This window comes from Nocardia aurantiaca (assembly GCF_009708175.1).
Lineage (GTDB): Bacteria > Actinomycetota > Actinomycetes > Mycobacteriales > Mycobacteriaceae > Nocardia > Nocardia aurantiaca.
The window spans coordinates 175313-195213 of the sequence record NZ_WMBB01000010.1 but is presented as its reverse complement, the minus strand read 5'-3'; the positions used below and the strand labels follow the sequence as shown (position 1 = coordinate 195213).

Annotated in this window: 20 protein-coding genes; 7 read left to right on the top strand and 13 right to left on the bottom strand. The window is 67.6% G+C overall.

Features of this window, described 5'->3' with window-relative positions:
- Window positions 1–162 precede the first annotated feature (162 nt).
- Window positions 163–555, top strand: a complete 393-nt coding sequence (locus tag GLP40_RS22215; protein ID WP_154789897.1) for a hypothetical protein — start codon at window positions 163–165, stop codon at window positions 553–555.
- Between the two features lie 161 nt (window positions 556–716).
- Window positions 717–1907, top strand: a complete 1191-nt coding sequence (locus GLP40_RS22210; protein ID WP_230329806.1) for an FAD-dependent monooxygenase — start codon at window positions 717–719, stop codon at window positions 1905–1907.
- Window positions 1908–1956: 49 nt separating this feature from the next.
- Here GLP40_RS22210 and GLP40_RS22205 read toward each other — a convergent pair whose 3' ends face one another.
- From GLP40_RS22205 to GLP40_RS22170, 7 genes are all read right to left on the bottom strand, one after another.
- Window positions 1957–2256 carry a hypothetical protein gene (locus tag GLP40_RS22205; RefSeq protein WP_154789895.1) on the bottom strand — a complete coding sequence of 100 codons (300 nt, stop codon included), beginning with the start codon at window positions 2254–2256 and terminating at the stop codon, window positions 1957–1959.
- Window positions 2257–2593: 337 nt separating this feature from the next.
- Complete coding sequence (locus GLP40_RS22200) at window positions 2594–2863, bottom strand: hypothetical protein (RefSeq protein ID WP_154789894.1); 270 nt, start codon at window positions 2861–2863, stop codon at window positions 2594–2596.
- Between the two features lie 173 nt (window positions 2864–3036).
- Window positions 3037–3771: an SDR family oxidoreductase gene (locus tag GLP40_RS22195; protein ID WP_154789893.1), complete on the bottom strand. Its 735-nt coding sequence runs from the start codon at window positions 3769–3771 to the stop codon at window positions 3037–3039.
- Between the two features lie 403 nt (window positions 3772–4174).
- Window positions 4175–4675, bottom strand: coding sequence for an LpqN/LpqT family lipoprotein (locus GLP40_RS22185; RefSeq protein ID WP_196054745.1), 501 nt, complete (start codon window positions 4673–4675; stop codon window positions 4175–4177).
- A gap of 189 nt (window positions 4676–4864) precedes the next feature.
- Entirely contained in the window at window positions 4865–7177 is a 2313-nt protein-coding gene (locus tag GLP40_RS22180) for a heavy metal translocating P-type ATPase (RefSeq protein ID WP_154789891.1), read from the bottom strand.
- Window positions 7174–8073 (bottom strand): hypothetical protein, encoded by a 900-nt coding sequence (locus tag GLP40_RS22175; RefSeq protein WP_328290518.1) that lies wholly within the window; start codon window positions 8071–8073, stop codon window positions 7174–7176. Before GLP40_RS22175 ends, GLP40_RS22180 begins: the two co-directional genes overlap by 4 nt.
- The gene (locus GLP40_RS22170) at window positions 8070–8276 is read right to left on the bottom strand and encodes a heavy-metal-associated domain-containing protein (RefSeq protein ID WP_154789890.1); all 207 of its coding nucleotides are present in this window, start codon (window positions 8274–8276) and stop codon (window positions 8070–8072) included. The genes GLP40_RS22175 and GLP40_RS22170 overlap by 4 nt, the downstream gene beginning before the upstream one ends.
- Window positions 8277–8398: 122 nt before the next feature.
- On the opposite strand from GLP40_RS22170, the gene GLP40_RS22165 reads away from it, so the two are divergent.
- Together GLP40_RS22165 and GLP40_RS22160 are read left to right on the top strand one after the other, a co-directional pair.
- Entirely contained in the window at window positions 8399–9322 is a 924-nt protein-coding gene (locus GLP40_RS22165) for a 4-(cytidine 5'-diphospho)-2-C-methyl-D-erythritol kinase (RefSeq protein WP_328290517.1), read from the top strand.
- 238 nt (window positions 9323–9560) lie between these two features.
- Window positions 9561–11369: an ABC-F family ATP-binding cassette domain-containing protein gene (locus tag GLP40_RS22160; protein ID WP_154789889.1), complete on the top strand. Its 1809-nt coding sequence runs from the start codon at window positions 9561–9563 to the stop codon at window positions 11367–11369.
- A gap of 216 nt (window positions 11370–11585) precedes the next feature.
- Here the strand turns inward: GLP40_RS22160 and GLP40_RS22155 are convergent, their stop codons facing one another.
- Together GLP40_RS22155 and GLP40_RS22150 are read right to left on the bottom strand one after the other, a co-directional pair.
- Window positions 11586–12443: an Abi-alpha family protein gene (locus GLP40_RS22155; RefSeq protein ID WP_154789888.1), complete on the bottom strand. Its 858-nt coding sequence runs from the start codon at window positions 12441–12443 to the stop codon at window positions 11586–11588.
- Window positions 12440–13762, bottom strand: coding sequence for a hypothetical protein (locus GLP40_RS22150; protein ID WP_328290516.1), 1323 nt, complete (start codon window positions 13760–13762; stop codon window positions 12440–12442). Before GLP40_RS22150 ends, GLP40_RS22155 begins: the two co-directional genes overlap by 4 nt.
- Before the next feature lie 345 nt (window positions 13763–14107).
- Between GLP40_RS22150 and GLP40_RS33985 the strand changes: the two genes are divergently transcribed.
- Window positions 14108–14989, top strand: a complete 882-nt coding sequence (locus GLP40_RS33985; RefSeq protein WP_154789887.1) for an Abi-alpha family protein — start codon at window positions 14108–14110, stop codon at window positions 14987–14989.
- An 83-nt stretch (window positions 14990–15072) separates the two neighbouring features.
- Window positions 15073–15597 carry a nuclear transport factor 2 family protein gene (locus GLP40_RS22140; protein ID WP_154789886.1) on the top strand — a complete coding sequence of 175 codons (525 nt, stop codon included), beginning with the start codon at window positions 15073–15075 and terminating at the stop codon, window positions 15595–15597.
- Between the two features lie 6 nt (window positions 15598–15603).
- Here GLP40_RS22140 and GLP40_RS22135 read toward each other — a convergent pair whose 3' ends face one another.
- Together GLP40_RS22135 and GLP40_RS22130 are read right to left on the bottom strand one after the other, a co-directional pair.
- A complete protein-coding gene (locus GLP40_RS22135) occupies window positions 15604–17229 on the bottom strand; it encodes a peptide chain release factor 3 (protein ID WP_328290515.1) in 1626 nt (541 codons plus the stop codon).
- 88 nt (window positions 17230–17317) lie between these two features.
- Entirely contained in the window at window positions 17318–17884 is a 567-nt protein-coding gene (locus GLP40_RS22130) for a TetR/AcrR family transcriptional regulator (protein WP_154789885.1), read from the bottom strand.
- A 94-nt stretch (window positions 17885–17978) separates the two neighbouring features.
- On the opposite strand from GLP40_RS22130, the gene GLP40_RS22125 reads away from it, so the two are divergent.
- On the top strand, window positions 17979–18662 hold the full coding sequence (locus tag GLP40_RS22125; RefSeq protein WP_154789884.1) for a lysophospholipid acyltransferase family protein: 684 nt from the start codon (window positions 17979–17981) through the stop codon (window positions 18660–18662).
- Window positions 18663–18725: 63 nt separating this feature from the next.
- Here GLP40_RS22125 and GLP40_RS22120 read toward each other — a convergent pair whose 3' ends face one another.
- Both GLP40_RS22120 and GLP40_RS22115 read right to left on the bottom strand, forming a co-directional pair.
- The gene (locus GLP40_RS22120; protein WP_154789883.1) at window positions 18726–19202 is read right to left on the bottom strand and encodes a hypothetical protein; all 477 of its coding nucleotides are present in this window, start codon (window positions 19200–19202) and stop codon (window positions 18726–18728) included.
- 97 nt (window positions 19203–19299) lie between these two features.
- The gene (locus tag GLP40_RS22115) at window positions 19300–19539 is read right to left on the bottom strand and encodes a hypothetical protein (protein WP_154789882.1); all 240 of its coding nucleotides are present in this window, start codon (window positions 19537–19539) and stop codon (window positions 19300–19302) included.
- Between the last annotated feature and the right edge of the window lie 362 nt (window positions 19540–19901).

Genomic DNA, 19901 nt, shown 5'->3' with positions numbered 1-19901 from the left:
ACCAATATCCGATCGCAGCGAAGGCCCGGAGCGCCCATATCCTCGGATCAGGGCACCGTGGGAAATGTGCCGGGCATTGTATATGGGTCATTGCGGCGACTTCTAGAGGTTGCGAAACCGCGTAGAATTCCAGCAGGTCGGGACAGCATCTGGAGCCCTATCATGACCGAGAGAAAGAATTCACACACAAAGTTCGCACGGCTGGCGGCCGCCGCCGGTATAGCCGCGGTCGCCGCGCTTCCGGTCGCCGTAGCCGCGGCGCAAACGCCTACCGCGCACGCGACGACGCCCACGTCCGCGACCCAGCTCGTCGACGGCCCCGGTGGGGGTGGCCATGGCTGGGGCGGCGGCCATGGCTGGGGTGGCGGCCCCGGTTGGGGTGGCGGCCATGGTTGGGGTGGCGGCCATGGCTGGGGTGGCGGCCCCGGTTGGGGTGGCGGCCACGGCTGGGGTAACGGCCCCGGTTGGGGTGGCGGCCCCGGGTGGGGTGGCGGCTCCGGCTGGGGATGGAATCCCGGCTGGTGGAACCCATTCGGCTGGGGCAGCAGCTTCTAGCGCCGGTGACTGAGCCCGGACACGCACAGCGTGCCGGGCTCGGTTGCATCGAGTACCGATCATGTCCAGCCGGGTTTCGACCGACCAGGGCTGGAGTTGGTGACGAGATGAAGATTGCGTGTGTCGGTGGTGGGCCGGCCGGGTTGTACTTCGCTATTTCGATGAAGCGGCGCGACCCGGCCCATGACATCACGGTTATCGACCGCGATCCCCCCGGGTCCACCTTTGGCTGGGGCGTCGTGTACTGGGACGACTTGCTCGACATTCTGTATCTCAATGACCCCGACAGCGCCCAGGCGGTGCGTGCCGAGTCGGTCCTATGGCGTGAACAGGCAATCCATGTGAGCGACCAGACCGCACATTTCGGGGGCTACGGTTTCAGCTTGGGGCGCGCGGCACTGCTCGACGTACTTTCCCGGCGGGCGAGCGACCTGGGTGTCGATGTCCAGCACGGTCGAGAGGTCCACGATCTGTCCGGCTTCGACGACACCGATCTCATCGTCGCCTCCGACGGCGCGAACAGTCGGGTACGGCAGCTGGGTAATCATCATTTCGGCACATCCGTCACACTCGGCGAGAATCGATATATCTGGCTCGGTACGGACAAGGTCTTCACCCGATTCACCTTCGCCTTCGAACACACCTCGGCCGGTTGGATCTGGTTCCATGCCTACCCGTCGGTCGCCGACAAAATCAGCACCTGCATCGTTGAGTGCCAACCGCAGACCTGGCATGGACTGGGATTCGATTCCCTGGACAACCTGGAGAACTTGGGTGTTCTGGAGAACATATTCGCGCGCGTTCTCGACGGCCACTCGTTGATCAGCAAGACGCGAGGCGAGTTCGCAAGGTGGAGCCGCTTTTCCGAGGTAACCAACAAAACCTGGTATCACGACAACGTTGTGCTGCTCGGCGATGCGGCGCACACGACGCACTTCACCATCGGTTCGGGCACCCGGTTGGCAATCGTCGATGCCGTGGTGCTCGCACAGAACCTGTACGAGCATGCCGAGCTCGCCGACGCGCTGGAGAACTACGATGCGCACAGCCGCGCCGCGCTGCGCCCGATCCAGGCCGCCGCCCGTGCCAGCATGATCTGGTTCGAACACGTCGACCGGTATCTCGACCGCGACGCCGTGCGGTTCGCCTATGCGATGGCGGCTCGGCACGGGCTGCAGATGCCGTGGCGATATCAGCTGCACCTGCTCACGCAGGTATCCGCTGTGCGCAAGATGGGGAGTGCCATGGACTCCGGACGCCGGTGGTGGCGGGCTGCTCGACGGGGGGAACTCGCGATGGCGCTGCCCTCGCCACGACGCTCACTCGTCCCGACCGATCAGTCGATGTTCTGATCCCGCGCAAGCCGGGCACCGGCGGTTTCGCCATCCCGGCCTCGCGCGGTCAGTGCTCGTCGTAGTGGCCTTCGTGGCTCGCGTGCCGGTGTCCTTCGTGGAGGTAATCGGTGTGGTCGCCATGGGGTACGGCGGTGTGGCCGCAGCCCTCGCCGTGGACGTGATCGTGGTGGTCGTGCGTGGTGTGTCCGGCCGGTTCGCACTCGTCGTAGTGGTCGTCGTGGCGGCGGTGCAGGTGGCCGTCGTGCACATAATCGGTGTGCCCGTTGTGCGGGACAGCTACATGTCCGCAACCTTCGCCGTGAGTGTGGTCGTGCTCTCGGTGCGTCGCATGCTCGGGTGTCGCCATGATCTTCGTTCCTTTCCTGCCCCTGCTCTGGTCGGCTTTCTCCTCCGCTGCTCCTTTCACATCATAATGTGCGCATCCATTTGTGTATGCGCTGGTGGACGGCTATTTCTTGGTTGGTGTGTCGCGTTGGACGGCATTTTGATCCGTGCGGATCACCGGCATGCTTTCCGATCGTCAGGCAGGGTCCGAGCCCGTTAGCTGGATAGTGATGATTGTCGGTTTCGAATTCTGTCGAAGGTTTGCAGGTCGTCTGGTCTGGCTGTCAGCAAACGTTCCCGTGTCGGTGGCCGGCCACGCGAGCGCGCCGCCAGTACGAGCGTCATCCAGGACGGGGAAGCTAGGAGTTCTCGAGCACCACGACGCCGGAGACCGCGTGGGTGGGAAGCTTCACCTCGACCATGTCATCGTCGGTGACCGGGTTGGTGAGGATAGCCCAGCACATCAGCCACCCCTCTCGTATCGAGTGGGATTGGACCCTCAGGAAGCCCGGGTCGCTCGATGATTCGTCCGGTTCCCGGTTGATCAGTCGTGCCCCGAGTGCCGAGCGGGCGAACCACTCGGCGGAGTCGGTCAGGAAGACGTGTGCGGTGGGTTTCGTAGCGGCCATTTTTCGAATTTACGGTTCGACCCCCGGGCGGCCCGGCAGGCCGAAGGTGCGTTTCCGGCACTACCGCATTGGACGACCGCGCTCCACCACCTGCGGACAGCGAACATCGCCGGCCTGGCGATGCGTCCGCCCGCCGTCCGCTGTAGTGACGGCCTGGTGGACGTTCACGGCGGTCAGTGTGACCGTAGCCAGTCGCGGTAGTGGGTGCCGGTCAGGTGAGCGCCTTCTGGTGCGGTGAGTACGTCACCTTTGACAAGGGCGAACAGGCCGGCGGTCGAGTCGGTGACGACGTGACGGTGGTCGCCGGTGGCCTCCAGTGTGATACGGGCGAGTTCGTCGAGTGTGAAGACGTCGGGGCCGGCGATGTTACGTGTGCCCCGCAGCGGAGGACCCGCGGCGACCTCGGCGACCGTTGCCGCGACTTCGGCGGAGCTGATGGGCTGAATCGGGGTGGCGGGCAGGCGTACGACGTCGCCGTCGGTGGTCCAGTCCATCGTCGGTGCGACGAACTCCATGAATTGGGTGGCGCGCACGATCGAGTACGGGATCGGCCCGGCCTTGACCAGGTCCTCCTGCAGGGTCTTGGCGCGGTAGTAGGCCATGTCGGGTACCTGGTCGACGCCGACGATCGACAGCGTCACGATGTGCCCGACGCCCGCCGCCTGCGCGGCGGCCAGCAGGTTGGTCACCGAGGTGCGGAAGAAGTCGAGGGAGGCGTCGTCGAAGGTGGGCGAGTTGGTCACGTTCACGACGACCTCGGCGCCGCGGAGCGCGTCGTCGAGCCCGTCGCCGGTGAGCAGGTCGACGCCGGTCGCGCGGGAGTGCCCGGTGGCGTCGTGTCCGGCTGCGGTCAGGTCGCTGATGACCTGTGAGCCGATGAGTCCGGTGCCGAGAACCGCGATCTTCATGAGGTACCCCTACGTTCGATGTCGGTGATCTGGACGCTCAGGGCAGTGCGCACCGCCCTGGATTCAGGGTTTGCATCGAGGTGCAATGTGCTTCGAACTGCAGGATACGGTCGCTCACTATCGGACCGCGTTCGGGACGATCGAGCGAATGGCGTTGAACGCGGCGGACAGCGCGAACATGCTGCGGCGGCCGGCGAAGGAATGCTCAGGGTGAAAGGTGAGCTGGCCCAAGCCGAATGGTTCAAAAGTACCTGGAGGAGGTCAGGACTGCGTCGAAGTCGCATTCCTGCACCGGGGCGAGATGGGAGTCCGCGATTCCGGGAATCCCAGCGGTCCCGCGCTCGTGTTCTCCGGTGAGCAGTGGGACCGCTTTCTTGCCAGCGGCGTCGGGGGCGGTGAAGTCTCAGGCCGAGATGGACAGGCCCTCGAGGATGGCGGTGGGGGCGGCGCCGTCGCTGTCGCCGCGCGTGGTGATGGTGAGCTGGACCAGGTACTGGCCGTTGTCGGAGTCGACGATGATGTAGCGGTTGTAGGCCCAGAGGGTGAGCTGTCCGACGACGTAGGTGCCGGTGATGCCGGCCGAGGGGTAGCCCTCGAAGTCCTCGGTGTCGGTTTCCAGGTCCTGCCAGCTCGGCAGTTGGCGGGCGTCGGCGAAGGCGTGGGTGAGCAGTTCGCGGGCGTCGACGCGTGGGGTGAAGGTGGCGACCAGGAGGACGGCGTTGTCGGCCCAGCCGTTGACGGGGGCCTCGGTCCAGACGCCGTAGGAGCCGGGGAACATGTTCGGCGGAACGTGCCGCCAGCCTTCGGGGACGCCCACCGCGACCTTGGGTGCGCCGGGCGCGGCGGGGTCGACCGGGGCGGCCTCGATCTGGGCGGTGGCCAGGTATTCGGCGATGGTGGTCAACTGGGCTCCTCGAGCGGGGGCGGCGGTGGTCACCCGCCATTCAACACGATGCTCCGTTCGCGGCAGCGCCGATGCCCTACGCCCCCGCGGCATCGATGCCCTGCAGCCGCGGCGTCGATATCCGACGGATGCGAAAGGGCCACCCGGATCGGATGATTCGGGCGGCCCGGGGGCTGGAATCGGTTTTCCTCATCCGCGGAAGCGGCGCAGGCGCAGGCTGTTGCTGACCACGAACACGCTGGACAGCGCCATGGCGGCACCGGCGAGCATGGGGTTCAGCAGTCCGGCGGCGGCCAGCGGGATGGCCGCCACGTTGTAGCCGAAGGCCCAGAACAGATTGCCCTTGATGGTCCGCAACGTGGCCCGCGACAGCGTGATCGAGGTCGGCACCGAGCGCAGGTCGTCGCGCACCAGGGTGATGTCGGCGGCCTGGATGGCGACGTCGGTGCCGGTGCCCATGGCCAGGCCCAGATCGGCCTGGGCCAGGGCGGCCGCGTCATTGACGCCGTCGCCGACCATGGCGACCACCTTGCCCTCGTCCTGCAGCTTCTTGACAACGTCCAGCTTGTCGCTGGGCAGCACCTCGGCGATGACCCGCTCGATGCCCACCTGATCCGCTACGGTGCGGGCGGTGGCCGCATTGTCGCCGGTCAGCAGCACCGGGGTGAGGCCGAGGGCCTTCATCTCCGAGATCGCTTGGGCACTGGTGGGTTTCACCGCGTCGCCGATGACCAGTACGCCGCGCGCCTGCCCGTCCCAGGCCACCACGATGGCGGTCCTGCCCGCACGCTCGGCCCGGATCTTGGCTTCCGCCAAGGATTCCGGCAGCGGGATGGACCAATCCTCGAGCAGCTCGGTGCGTCCGATGACCACCGCCCGATCGCCGACCAGACCCTGCACGCCCTTGCCGCCATGGCTGACGAACTGCTCCACCCGCTCGGCGCCGAGTCCGCGCTCGGCCGCACCGGCGACCACGGCCTTGGCGACCGGGTGTTCGGAGCCGTGCTCGACGGCCGCCGCCACCGACAGCAGCTCGTCGGCGTCCACGCCGGCGCCCGGAATCGCCTCTGCGAGGGTCATCTTGCCGGTGGTGACGGTACCGGTCTTGTCCAGCACCACGGTGTCGATGCGCCGCGTCGACTCCAGCACCTGCGGGCCCTTGATCAGGATGCCCAGCTGCGCGCCGCGACCGGTGCCCACCAGCAGCGCGGTGGGCGTGGCCAATCCGAGAGCGCACGGGCAGGCGATGATCAGCACCGCCACCGCCGCGCCGAAGGCGGTCGCCACCGCCGCGCCGGTGCCGAGCCAGAAGCCCAGCGCGGCCACCGCGATCGCGATGACGATCGGCACGAACACGCCCGCGACCCGATCGGCGAGCCGCTGCACGGGGGCCTTGCCGTTCTGCGCCTCCTCGACCAGCGCGGCCATCTGCGCGAGTTGGGTATCCGCGCCGATCCTGGTGGCGCGGACGGTCAGCAGACCGCCCGCGTTCACGGTCGCGCCCACCACCTGATCGCCGGGACCGGCCTCGACCGGCACCGACTCGCCGGTCAGCATGCTCATGTCGAGGGCCGAATTGCCGTTCACCACAATGCCGTCGGTGGCGACCTTCTCGCCGGGACGGACCAGGAACTCCTCGCCGACCCGCAGATCGCCGATGGGGATGCGGGTTTCGACGAGATGCCCGTCGCGCCGCTCCCGGGACCCTTCCTGGTTACGCGGGCTGCCGCCTTCGGACCCAGCGCTCGCGGCGGGGCGCAGCACCGACACGTCCTTCGCTCCCAGTTCCAGCAGTGCCCGCAGCGCGGATCCGGCCTTCTCCTTGGATCGGGTCTCGAAGTACCGGCCCGCCAGGATGGCGGTGATCAGCGTCGCCGCCACCTCGAAGTACAGCGCCGAGGACGAGTCGCCGCGCTCGATGGCCAGGCTGAACGGGTGCTTCATGCCGGGCATGCCGGCCGTGCCCCAGAACAGCGCGTACACCGACCAGCTGAAGGCGGCCACCGTGCCCAGCGAGATCAGGGTGTCCATGGTGGCCGCGCCGTGCCTGGCATTCACCCACGCGGCCTGGTGGAACTGCGAGCCGCCCCACACCACGATGGGTGCGGTCAGGGTCAGTGACAGCCACTGCCAGTTGGTGAACTGCAGCACCGGGAACATGCCCATGGCGACCACGGGCACGGCCAGCGCCAGCGTCACCAGCAGCTTGTGCCGCAATTGATCCGCCGCCGACGGAGCCGAATCGGATTCGGCTTTCTCGGTTTTCGCCGGTTCGGTGTGGTGCACGGCGGCGGTGTAGCCGGTGTCGACCACCTTGGCGATGAGGTCGTCGGTCGTCACCGACTCCTGGAAGCTGACCTTCGCCTTCTCGGTCGCGTAATTGACGGAGGCGGTGACGCCGTCCATCCGGTTGAGCTTCTTCTCGATCCGGGCCGCGCAGGAGGCGCAGGTCATCCCACCGATATCGAGTTCGATCGAACGCTCGGGAGCCGGGGCGCTCATGAGTGACCTCCTCCGTGGTGGGCGGGCGCACCCGAAGCGGGTGCGACAGTGGATGCTTCGTCTGTGAATTCCGCGGTGTGCACCGCGCCGCCGTGCTGGAAGTCCAGGTACAGGCGGTATGTGCCGTCGCTCGGCGCTTGCGCGTGGAAGACGACGTCGGGGCCGGGTGCGGTCTTGCCGACCTCTCCCTCGGGGTGGACGTGCAGGTAGGCCAGGTCCGTGACCCGTAGTGCCACCAGGTGAGCGTACGCGCCCAGGTAGGGCTGCAGATCGGTGACCGGTTTGCCGTCGCGGGTGATGGTGAAGGTGAGCGCGCTGCCCGCGGTGTTCAGATCGCCGTTGAGGGTGACGCGGTAGCCGTCCACCTCGGCGGTCTTCGAGACCGGCGGCAGTGGCCTGTCGGTCACGCTCCCCGCGACCGCGACGGTGCGGCTGAGTATCAGTTCGCCGGGCCCGCCGGCGGGGGAGAAGTCGGCGAAGACGCGGTAGCTGCCGGGTTCGGCCCACTTCCAGTCGATGGACCAGGTGCCGTCGGCGGCCCGGTTCGGATGCACGTGCCGGAACTGGCTCGCGTCGGTGCGGACCACGATCAGGTGCAGGTCCTTGTCGTGCAGGTTGTCGTACTGGGTGACGGTGCCCTGCGGGCCGGTGATCCGGAATCGCAGTGCGCCTTGCTGATTGGGAGCGGCGGGGGCGCTGATCTCACCGAGGGAGTAGCCGGAGAGGTTGTCCTGGAGTCCCGTCGCCGCCGCGGCCGCATGTTGACTGTGGTCGGGGCCGGCCTCGGTCGGGGCCGCGCCGGACCGGTCGCCCACCAGGGCGCCGATGCCGAGCGCGGCTCCGAACAAGACGACCAGTCCGCCGCCGAAGGCGGCGAACCGCAGTCGATCGTTCACCTGGCCACCTCGTAACCCGCTTCGTCGACGGCGGCGATCACATCGGCGTCGGTGAGCGGGGCCGCGGACTCTACCGTGACCAGGCCGGTGGCGAGATCCACATCCACGCTGGTGACGCCCGCGATCTTGCTGATCTCCTTCTGCACCGAACCGACGCAGTGGCCGCAGGTCATGCCGGTGACGGTGTAGGTGCTGGTGGCCATGGCGGACTCCTTCGCTCGCTGATTCATACGGTGTGGGGGTATCCCCGACATCGAGAAACATACCCCCCATGGGTACCTCGCGCAAGTACTCGAATGGGAAATCTGTCGACTAGGCTGTGCGCGTGCTCTCAGTTGTGCCCAGCCCCATCGTCGTGCGCGCGCCCGCGAAGGTGAACCTGCACCTCGGAGTCGGCGACCTGCGCGAGGACGGCTACCACGACCTCACCACCGTGTTCCAGGCGCTGTCGCTGAGCGATGACGTCCAGATCGCGCCGGCCGCGGCGCTACGGGTGAAGGTCACCGGCGAAGGCGCCGACGAGGTGCCCACCGATCGCGGCAATCTCGTCTGGCAGGCTGCCGTCAAACTGGCCGACCTGGGCGGACGCGCGCCACTGGTGGAATTCGCCATCACCAAGGGTATTCCGGTGGCGGGCGGCATGGCCGGGGGCAGCGCGGACGCCGCCGCCGCCCTGGTCGGCCTGAACGACCTGTGGGAACTCGGCCTCGGGCGCACGGAATTGTCCGATATCGCAGCCGAACTCGGCAGTGACGTGCCCTTCTCGCTGCACGGCGGCACCGCCCTCGGCCGCGGTCGCGGCGAGAAGCTGCTTCCGGTGTTGTCCCGCAACACTTTTCACTGGGTGCTGGCGCTGGCCAAGGGCGGTCTGTCCACCCCGGCCGTCTTTCGCGAACTCGACCGATTGCGCGAGGTCGGCGATCCGCCCCGGCTCGGCAGCCCCGAGGACCTGCTGCAGGCCCTGGCTTCCGGAGAGTCCGCGCAGCTCGCCCCGCTGCTCGGCAACGACTTGCAGGCCGCGGCGCTCTCGCTGAAACCCGACCTGCGCCGCACCCTGCGCGCGGGCGTCGGCGCGGGAGCCCTCGCGGGCATCGTCTCGGGCTCCGGCCCGACCTGCGCGTTCCTCTGCGAGAGCGAGGAGGCCGCGGTCACCGTCGCCGCCGAGCTCGCGGGTGCGGGGGTGTGCCGCAGCGTCCGAACGGCCCACGGCCCGGTGCCGGGCGCACGCCGAATTATTGGCGACAACTGATTTCGTGACGTTCGTGATTTCGTGACGTTCGGGGTGATCCCGTCGAAATCCCACCGTGACAGCTGATTTCGTGGTTCCCGGGTAGCTCCCGGGCGTGTCCGAAATCGGTTCGGCTCGCAACCGCCGGGCGCCCGTGCCCAACGGTCAGCGGCTCTCGGTCGGGCGCTGAAGCCCCGGGGAGGCGGTATTGCGTAGGCTCTTACGGTTCGGCAAAAGGCGCGCAGAGGCGGGACAGTTCATGGCCAACCTGATCAACCTGGAGGCGGTCTCCAAGAGTTTCGGCATCAAGCCGCTGCTCGACACGGTCTCCCTAGGGATCCAAGAGGGAGAGCGGATCGGTGTCGTCGGTCTCAATGGCGGCGGTAAGACCACACTGCTGGAGGTGCTGACGGGACTGGAAGAACCCGATTCGGGCCGTGTCAGCCGTCGCGGGGACCTGCGTATGGCGGTCGTCACCCAGCGCGGCGTGCTCCCCGAGGGGGCGACCGTCGGCGAGGTCGTGCTCGCGGGCCTGGCCGAGGACCAGCGCACCGACGGTGTGGCCGAACACGAATGGGCCTCGAACCCGCGCATCCGCTCCGTCGTCGAGGGCATCGGCATCGCCGACCTCGGCATGGACACCCCGGTCGCCAATCTCTCCGGCGGTGAGCGCCGCCGCACCGCGCTCGCCGCCGCCCTGGTCCGCGACCTCGACCTGTTGGTCCTCGACGAGCCCACCAACCACCTCGATGTCGAGGGCGTGCAGTGGCTGGCTCAGCACCTGCTCGACCGCCGCAGCGCGCTGGTGGTCGTCACCCACGACCGCTGGTTCCTCGACACCGTGGCCACCCGCACCTGGGAGGTGCAGGGCGGCCGCGTCGAAACGTACGAGGGCGGCTACAACGACTGGATCTTCGCCCGCGCCGAGCGCGCCCGCCAGGCCGACGCCAGCGAGGCCCGCCGCCAGAATCTGGCCCGCAAGGAGCTCGCGTGGCTGCGTCGCGGCGCACCGGCTCGCACCTCCAAGCCGCGCTACCGCATCGAGGCCGCCGAGGCCCTGATCGCCAATGTGCCGCCGCCGCGCGACACCGTGGAGCTGGCCTCCTTCGCGCGCAAGCGGCTGGGCCGCGTGGTGATCGAGCTCGAGCACGCCACCCTCGCCACCCCGGACGGTCGCGACCTGGTGACCGACCTGACCTGGCGGCTCGCGCCGGGCGAGCGGGTCGGTCTGGTCGGCGTGAACGGCTCGGGCAAGACCACGCTGCTGCGCGCGCTCGCGGGCGACGCGGAGCTCGTGTCCGGCAAGCGGATTCAGGGCCAGACCGTCAAGATCGGCTGGCTGCGCCAGGAGCTCGACGACCTGCCTCTGAACATGCTTGTGCTGGAAGCGGTTCAGGACGTGGCACAGCGAATGATGCTGGGCGACAAGGAGATCAGCGCCGGTCAGCTGGCCGAGCGGCTCGGCTTCACCCCGGCCAAGCAGCGCACCCCGGTCGGCGACCTGTCCGGTGGCGAGCGCCGCCGCCTGCAATTGACCCGCATCCTCATGGCCGAGCCCAATGTGCTGCTGCTCGACGAGCCCACCAACGACCTCGACATCGACACCCTCCAGCAGTTGGAGGACCTGCTCGACGGCTGGGCGGGCACCCTGGTGGTGATCTCCCACGACCGCTACCTGATCGAGCGCATCTGCGACTCCACCTGGGCGCTGTTCGGCGACGGCAAGCTCACCAACCTGCCCGGCGGCATCGAAGAATATCTGCGCAAGCGCGCCGCCCTCGTCACCGGCAAGCCGGCCGCCCCGGCGAAGGCCGCGGCTGCGGCCGCCGCGAATTCGGCTGCCACGGCAACGGATTCGGCCGCCTACCGCGCGGCCCGCAAGGAGCTGGCCAAGCTGGAGCGGGCGCTGGAGAAGCTCACCGACCGTGAGGACAAGCTGCACGCGGCGCTCGCCGAGGCGGCCACCGACCCGGACAAGCTGGTCACGCTCGGGGCCGAATTGAAGCAGGTGCAGGCCGAGAAGGAAGCCACCGAGGAGCGTTGGCTCGAATTGGCCGACAACGCCTGATACGGGCCACTCGTACTGGACGACCCTCGCAAGGGTCCTGGTCATACCGGCGTGAGCCCCTCGTCATCCCGGCGTGCTTCGGCCGGGATACACGCCCTTCGAGTACCGGGTGGATTCCGGCCGAGAACACGCCGGAATGGCGGGGTCGATGTTCGGGGATGGCGGGGCGGGTGTTCCGAATGAGGGCGTGGTGTTCGCCGGTGGCGGGATGGATGCTCAGCCGTGCTGTTCGAGTACCTGGGGATCCAGTGACGGCACCGGCAGGCAGGTCCGCGTGAAACCCGCGCCGAACGAGGTCAATTCGATGGTCCGGTACAGCACCTTGGTGCCGAAGCTGGTCCGCTTGAGCAGTCGGCGCACCTCCGGCATGGCCTCCAGCAACTGGTAGCGGTTGGGATTGCCGAGCGCTTCCCGGGTCACGTCGACGAGGCCGAGCCGGTCCAGATTGGTCAGATACTCGTCGATCCGGTTCGGATAGCGCAGCGCCGCGTCCTCGCCCAGCAGGTTGAAAACACCGCGGTAGGCGGTCCGTCCGGTCTTCACCTCCATCGCGGGCTGCGGCCCGTCCAGGTAGAGGTGCCGCACGATGCGCGCCTCATCGGGCGCGAGCTCGCCCAGGACGCGGGCGTAGGCGGTGTGATGGTGGTTGTCGTCCTCGGCGTGGAAATCGGCGGAGCGACGCAGCAATTCGGCGCCACGGGCGCGCAGCACGCTGGCGGGACTCTGTTCGGGAGTGGCTTCGGCGGTCTCCGGCGCGGTCACGCCCAGCGCCTGCCGGACCGAATGCCGCACCTGCGCACCGGCATCGGAGAGGATCTCGTGCGGCGGCTGCCCGGATATGCTGCCGCGCAGCACCACCGAGGTCACTCCCAGCGCGGTGTGCAGGCTCCAGAAACTCGCCTCGACGGCCGCTGACATGGCCACCCGCACCACTCCCGTGGCGGCGCGCACCGGCCCCGCCGGACCCCGCCACTCCGGCGCGGACACCGCCACCGGCAGCGGCGCGGGCTCGCGAACAGCGATTTCGGTGGTCGAATCGGCGGGATCGTCCTCGCAAGAGGATGATTCGGTCATATCCATGAGGTCGCCACTCCTGTTCCGAAGATCAGGAGGTGAGCGTAACCGGCCAGCAGGCCCAGCGCGCCGCCATGGACGAACAAAAGCCATTCGTCCTGTTTGATGGCCGAACGCAACATGTCCACGAACTCCGGCGGGGGCAGCGCCGACATTTGTTTGGCGATGTACTCCTGCACCTGCTTGCCCTGCTGCATATTGAAGGCCGGGTCGGCGAAGGCGATGGGTGCGATGGTCATCGCCTCGGAGGTGAAGGAGTCCTGCAGCGAGTCGTACTCGCGGCTGCCCAGGGCGAATTTGACCACCGACCGGGCCGGTCCGAGCGCCCGGTCGGCCGCCGGCTTGAGGGTGTCCTGGAGCATCTGCATGGTGCGGTCGGCGCGCGGGCCGTTGAGCAGCTCGTCGCCGATATTGGCGACGGTCATGATCTCGCTGGCCACCAGGGCCGCGTAGCCCTCGGTGATCTCCGGCTGTCGCTTGATGAGCAGGCCCTGCCGCCACGGGCACCACCACTTCGGGTAGGCCGGTTCGAAGATCAGGTTGATGCCGATCCAGTTGACCACCCAGCCGATGATCACTCCGCCGACCGGCAGCACCACCAGCGACGACCAACCGGTGAAATGCAGGACGGCGACCAGCACCAGACCCATGGGCGCGCCGAAGTAGAAGCCGAAGTTCTGCATGAATCGCAGTTCCTTGGCGCCCAGCACCTGGAACACCGAGTTCAGCGTCTGCGGCCGCGCCTGGAAGTAGCGGATGGTCATGGACTTGACGTCCAGTAGCTGATCGATGTTCTTGCCGAGTTCATCGGTGAGTTCTCGGAGGATATCGGGCAATTGTTCGCGCACCCGGCTGTGGACCATCTCCCGCAGTCCGGTGGGCAGGTTGTACCAGAGCTGTGGATGTTCGCGTTTGAGGATGTCCTCGACGATGTCGCGAATCTGAAGATCCGCGATTTCGACGAAATGTTCGGCAAGCCTGTCGGGTTCGAGCTCTCGGTAGAAATCCGCGACGCTGCCGAGTTTCGCCAGCCCTTTGTCCACCGCGATGCTGGCCATCTTGTCCGCGCGCGACGGCACGATGCCCTGCCAGCCGAATCGCCCGTCGTACTGCAGCAATGGCAGCACCTGAATGCGCTTGGGCAGCAATGGAAACAGCGCTGCCAGGCCCGGTAGCCGGAACCCGTGGAAACGGACGGGCTTGAACAGCATGAGTACGCCGGTCCAGTTGGTGATATAGCCGATCACACCCGTGAACAACGGGATGGTGATCAATTCCAAGAGGATGGTCGGACGCACCCCGAAGACACTCTCTAGCACGACACCCTCCTGCCGACCCACAACGCACCGCCGTCGGCGTTGACAACCCCTCGGCGGTTCGGACCTTACTGTCTGTTCAGGAATCGAGTCCAGCGGCGGAGTGTCCTGGTCGGAGATCTCGGTCACACTGCCCGGCTCGAAGTTCGTCTCTCTCGAGGGGATCACGAGAATGACGGGGACCACATCCATATCGTGCCTTGCGCGCGCTGTGTCGGGGGTCATGTGCGTCGTTGAGTCGGCCGACGTGGACTGCGGTAACCTTCTGGCTCGCGGGTTCAACGCGCCCGAAGGTCCATCGGGGGCAATAATCTGTGGACGATTGGGTTCACCTGGCGATATTCGGAGATGGACGTGGCGGAAGACAGGATCCCGGGGCAGGACGTGGCCCGTCCCGGACCTCGTGCCGTGGAACGCAGTTCGGATGTGGAGAAGCGGCAGATCAGCAATGAGGCCCGCCTGATTCGCGGCGCCTTCCGGGCGGCCGGGCTGGCGGTCGGCACCGCGGTGCGGGGGACCGAGTGGGCGGTCGGCACCAGCGTCGAGATCACCAAACAGCTGACCCAGGCCGCGCTGGACGGCGAGTCGTCGGCCGATATCGCCGAGCGCACGGGGGCGGCGCTGCGGTCCATCGCGCGCAGCGCGCTCGGCGTCACCGAGGGGTCGGTGCGCGAGATCGTCAGCTATGTGCCGACTCCCACGGGCGCGCCGCAGTCGGCCGTCACCACCGGGCTGGTCCGTTCCGCCACCGCCGATGACCTGCGCCGCCGCGGCGACGCGCTGCTGGCCCGCTCGGCCGACGTCTATTTCACCGAGGACGTGCACCCGGCCTACGACCGGATCCTCGATCAGCTCGCGCCCGACGAGGCCCGCATCCTGCGCTTCATGGCCCTGCAGGGTCCGCAGCCGTCGGTGGATGTGCGCACCAATCGGCCGCTGGGTATCGGTTCCGAGCTGGTCGCGGGGGATCTGACCTCGGTTCCGGAGCAGTCCGGCGTCCGCTACCCGGACCGGTCGCGGCACTACCTGATCAATCTGAACCGCCTCGGCCTCACCATGACCTCGGACGATCCGGTGGTCTTGTCGCGATACATGGTGCTCGAGGTGCAGCCGGTCGTGGAACAGGCCCTGAAAAAGGCCGGCCGCGTGCCCAAGATCGTGCGAAAGAGTCTGCGCCTGACCGAGTTCGGCGAGGATTTCTGCCACACCTGCTTCAGCATCAACGGCTGAGTCGGTATCCGGCTGATAGCGATCCGGTACAAATCCGTGCCAATCCCTGAAGGTTTCCTACACCTGATGGGATTGTTGAAGGTATGGATCCCGATGCCGTCGCGGCGATCAGCCGGCTGAAGTTCCGTTACCTGCGCGCGCTCGACACGAAGGCGTGGGAGGAGTTCGCCGACACCATGCTTCCGGAGGCCACCGCCACCTACAGCGAGTACCTCCAGTTCGAATCGCGCGACGCCTTCCTGGCCTTCATGCGCAACACCCTGGGTCCGCACGTCATCACCGAACATCGCTGCGACCACCCGGAGATCGACGTCGACGGCGACGAGGCGACGGGCACCTGGTACCTGGCCGACACGGTCCTGATCCCCGGCCACAACATGCTGCTTCACGGCGCGGCCTTCTATTCGGACCGCTACGTCCGCTGCGACGACGGGCAATGGCGCATCGCGCACACCGGATACGAGCGCACCTACGAAGTGGTGCTGTCCCTATCGGACTTGCCCAGCCTGCGCCTGACCTCCAGCCGCTGGGGCCTGATCGCCCGCAACCCCGCCGACACGCCGCGCGTCGAACCCAGCAGTTCGGACGGGTCCGGCGCGCTCGGCTGACGTTGCCTATTCGGTTCCGGCGACCAGGAGTTCGAGGGTCAGCTTCGGCATCTCCTTGGAGATGTACTGCAGCCGCCACTTGTCGCTGAACAGGGCGAGCAAGACGCCGTCACTGCGGGTGAAGACCTCGACGCCGCGCTGACGGTTGAGTTCCTCGGCCGATTCGGCGTCGGTGCGGCGGGCCAGCTGGTAGGGGAGGTGGTCGAGTTGGGTCTCGACATTGAACTCGGACTGCATTCGGGCCGTGACGACTTCGAACTGCATCGGGCCGACCGCGGCCAGCACCGGCGAGGCGTCACCGCGCACGTCGTTGCGCAGCACCTGCACCACGCCCTCGGAGTCGAGCTGGTCGATGGCCTTGCGGAACTGCTTGTACTTGCCCGCGGTCTGCGCGCGCAGGGTGGCGAAGTGCTCCGGAGCGAAGGACGGGATCGGCGGGAACTCGACCTTCTTGTCCACGAACAGGGTGTGGCCCGGCGCCAGGGCGGTCGCGTTGACCAGGCCGACCACATCGCCGGGGTAGGCGGTATCGACGGTGGTGCGCTCCCGGCCGAAGACGGTCAGCGCGTATTTGGTGGCGAAGGGCCGCCCGGTTTGCGCGTGGGTCACCACCATGCCGCGCTCGAATTCGCCGGAGACGATGCGCATGAACGCCAGCCGGTCGCGGTGCGCGGTGTCCATGCCCGCCTGCACCTTGAAGATGACAGCGCTGAACGGCGCGGTGGTCTCGCGCGGAACGCCGTTGACGTCCTTGCGGCCGCGCGGCGGCGGCGCCAGCTCGACCAGCGTGTCGAGCAGTTGGCGCACACCGAAATTCAGCATGGCGGAGGCGTAGATGACCGGCGAGGTGTGCCCGGCCAGGAACAGCTCCTGATCGTGGTCCTGCCCGGCGGCCGAGAGCAGTTCGCTCTCCTCGACCGCGGTGATCCACACCTCGCCCTCCCGCTCGAGGGCCTGCTCGGGCGTGTAGTGCTCTTCGGGGGCGATGGTCGCGCCGCCCGCGGTGCGGGTGAAGTGGATGTACTCGGTGGGCGCGCCCTCCTCGCCGCGGCGCAGCAGGCCGCGGAAGTCGCCGGCGATGCCGACCGGGAGGAACAGGGGAGTGGGGGTCAGGCCGATGCGCTCGATGATCTCGTCGAGCAGTTCCAGCGGCGCCTGACCCGGTCGGTCCCACTTGTTGATGACCGTGATGACCGGGATGCCGCGATCGCGCGCAACCTGAAAGAGCTTGAGCGTCTGCGGTTCCAGGCCCTTGGCGGCGTCGATGAGCATGACCGCCGCGTCGACAGCGGTCAGCACGCGGTAGGTGTCCTCCGAGAAGTCGGAGTGACCGGGGGTGTCGACCAGGTTGATGACGCAGTCGCCGTATTCGAACTGCAGGGCCGTCGAGCTGACGGAGATACCGCGCGCCTTCTCCATCTCCATCCAGTCGGAGACGGTGGACTTGCGGCCCGCTTTGCCGTGGATCGCGCCCGCCTCGGAGATCACCTTGGCGTGCAGCGCCAGCGCCTCGGTCAGCGTCGATTTACCGGCGTCCGGGTGGGAGATCACCGCGAAGGTGCGCCGCCGCGCCGCCTCGCCGGCCAGCCGACCGGCGGTAGCTGAGGTCGCGCTGGCAGTCGGGGAACTCACGGGGGACTCCTTTTGTGCAGACGAGGCAACCGCACCAGGGTACGCGACCGGCCCCTCGGCCCCAACCGGCCGGTCCGGCCCGATCGGCTCAGCTCGGATCCGGTGCGAGGTGCCGGGCGACGGCCCGCGCCACCAGCGCCTCGATATCGGTGCCCGGCGCGACCGCCTCGATACTGCGGTTCGCGACCACCACGGCGATGCCGTGTAACTGGGTCCACAGACTCAGGGCGCGCTCGCCCGCTCCGTCGCTCACGCACTCGGCGACCAGCTCCCGCCAGCGCGCGAACATCGGCAGCGTCGTGTTCACCCGCAGGTTCTCGCCGGCGCCTTCCAGTAGGTCGTGTCGGAACATGAGGGTGAACATCTCCGGTCGGGCGGTCGCGAAGTCGATATAGGCCAGGCAGGTGTTGCGCACTCGGGCTTCGGCCGTATCGCCCTGTGCGGCTTCGATTTTCGCCCGCAGATCCAGATAGCCGCGCGCCGCGATCGCCGCCAGAAGCGAATTGTGCGTGGGGAAGTATCGCCGGGGCGCGCCGTGCGACACCCCGGCCTCCCGGGCGATCGCCCGCAGCCCGAGCTCGCCCGCGCCGATTTCCTCGAGCATGGCGACGCCCGCGGTCACCAGCCGTTCCCGGAGAGGCTCAACCGAAGTCATGCGTCACATTCTCCGGATAGGGGTAGACATTGTCTACGCGGGTGGGTAAGACATTTGGTAGACACTGTCTACGCCGTGATTCAGGAGGGCTCCCATGTGGTACTGGCTGCTGAAACATGTTCTGGTGGGGCCGGTGCTGCGGTTGCTCGGCCGCCCGAAGATCGAAGGGCTGCACCATGTTCCGAAGGGTGGTCCGGTGATCATCGCGGCCAACCATCTGGCCGTGGTGGATTCTCTCTATCTGTGTCTGGCGCTGCGACGCAGGGTCGCCTTCATCGCCAAGCAGGAGTACTTCACCGGGGGCGGCTTCCGCGGCCGCGTCAATCGCTTCGTCATGAACGCCACCGGTCAGGTTCCGGTGGACCGCACCGGCGGTACCTCGGGATCGGATTCTCTGGCGGCGGCGGTGCGCATTCTCGAATCGGGCGGCATCTGGGGCATTCACCCGGAAGGGACGCGCTCGCCCGACGGCCGCGTCTATCGGGGACGTACCGGCGTGATCCGGGTGGCCATGCAGACCGGCGCTCCGGTGATTCCGGTCGTGCTGTCCGGGACCGATCGGGTCAATCCACGCAATCGGCGCTTCCTGCGCCCGGCCAAGGTCCGCATCTCCTTCGGTCGCCCGCGCTGTTTCCCGCCCGCCGACCAACAGGCCGTGCGCCGGGCCACCGACGAACTCATGGCCGATATCGTGAGGCGCTCCGGAAGGGCCTACGTCGACTGCTACGCAGCCACTTTCAAGGAGCGGGCCGCGGCCGCACAGCATGGGGCCGGGTAGACGAACAGCCGGTTGTTCGGAATCCGGGCAGGATCCGAACAACCGGCCGTTCGGCCGACGGTGTCAGCTGACGCGCGCCGAACTGCTCGAGCCGGAGAACAGACCGCTGAGGGCGCTGAGGGCCGGGATCAGGTCGCCGGCGCTGCCGGTGCCCCCCGAGGTCGAGGCGGCGGAGACGGTGACGTCCACCGGGCCGGCGGTGACCGACTGGCCGGCGCCGTTCAGGGCGACCGAGATGTGGTGCGCGCCGGCGGTCGACGGGGTCCAGTAGATGGCAGCCGAGGTGCTGGTGCCCGCCGGAGTGGCGGTGCCGAGGGACACGGTGTTGGAACCGGTGGTGTCGTACACGTTCGCGCTGACACTGGGCGAACCGGTGACAACGGTGATCGTGTAGGTCTGGCCGACCGTGTAGCTGCTGCCCGATACGGTCAGGCCGTTGGCGGTCGTGTCCGCGGCGGCGAACGGGGCGGTGAGTGCGACGGTGGCGGAGACGGCGGCGATGCCCGCAGCACTCAGGCCCACCCGGCGGATGTTCTTCATAAATCTGTTCCTTACTTAGAAGACAAGCTACTCAGCGTGCCGATCAAATTGCCTAGCATCAGAAAGGAATCCCCGCTACCAGAACCGGGATAATTCGTCAGCTGACGGAGGCGCCGCTGCCGCCGGACGTGGCGCCGCCGTGGCTCAGGGCGTTCAGGATGTTGGTGATGAGCGGGCCCAGGGAGCTCGCGCTGCCCGTTCCGGTTCCCCCGGTGCCCGTGGTGGACGGAGGGCAGGGGTTGGAGTCGGCCGAGGCGATCGGGGCGGTGAGGGCGACGGCGGTGGAGACGGCGGCGATGCCCACGGCGCTGAGGCCGATCCGACGGATGTTCTTCATATATCTGTTCCTTACTTGGAAGACAAGCCACTCAGCGTGCCGTCGAATTGCCCAGACGGGAAAAGAAGGGGCATCAACGACGGTGAGGCGGAGTGATGCGAAATGCTAGTGTGTCAGATTCCTGGAAACAAGACCGGAAATAATCCGCCGCAATTCCCCGTAGTACGCGCCGTCCGCGCGGCCGTCGAGGGGGTGCCGCGGAGCCGTTCCGGCCGCGTGTTAGAGTCTTCAGGTTGTCTCGGCGAGGGTGTGGCACCCAGCTGCCCACCGTGATCGACGCGGCTCGGCCTATTCGGCCGTCCATGTTGGTCTTCGCCGACGAGCAGACCAACCTTTGCCAGGGCGGCCCAGTCGCCTGGCGA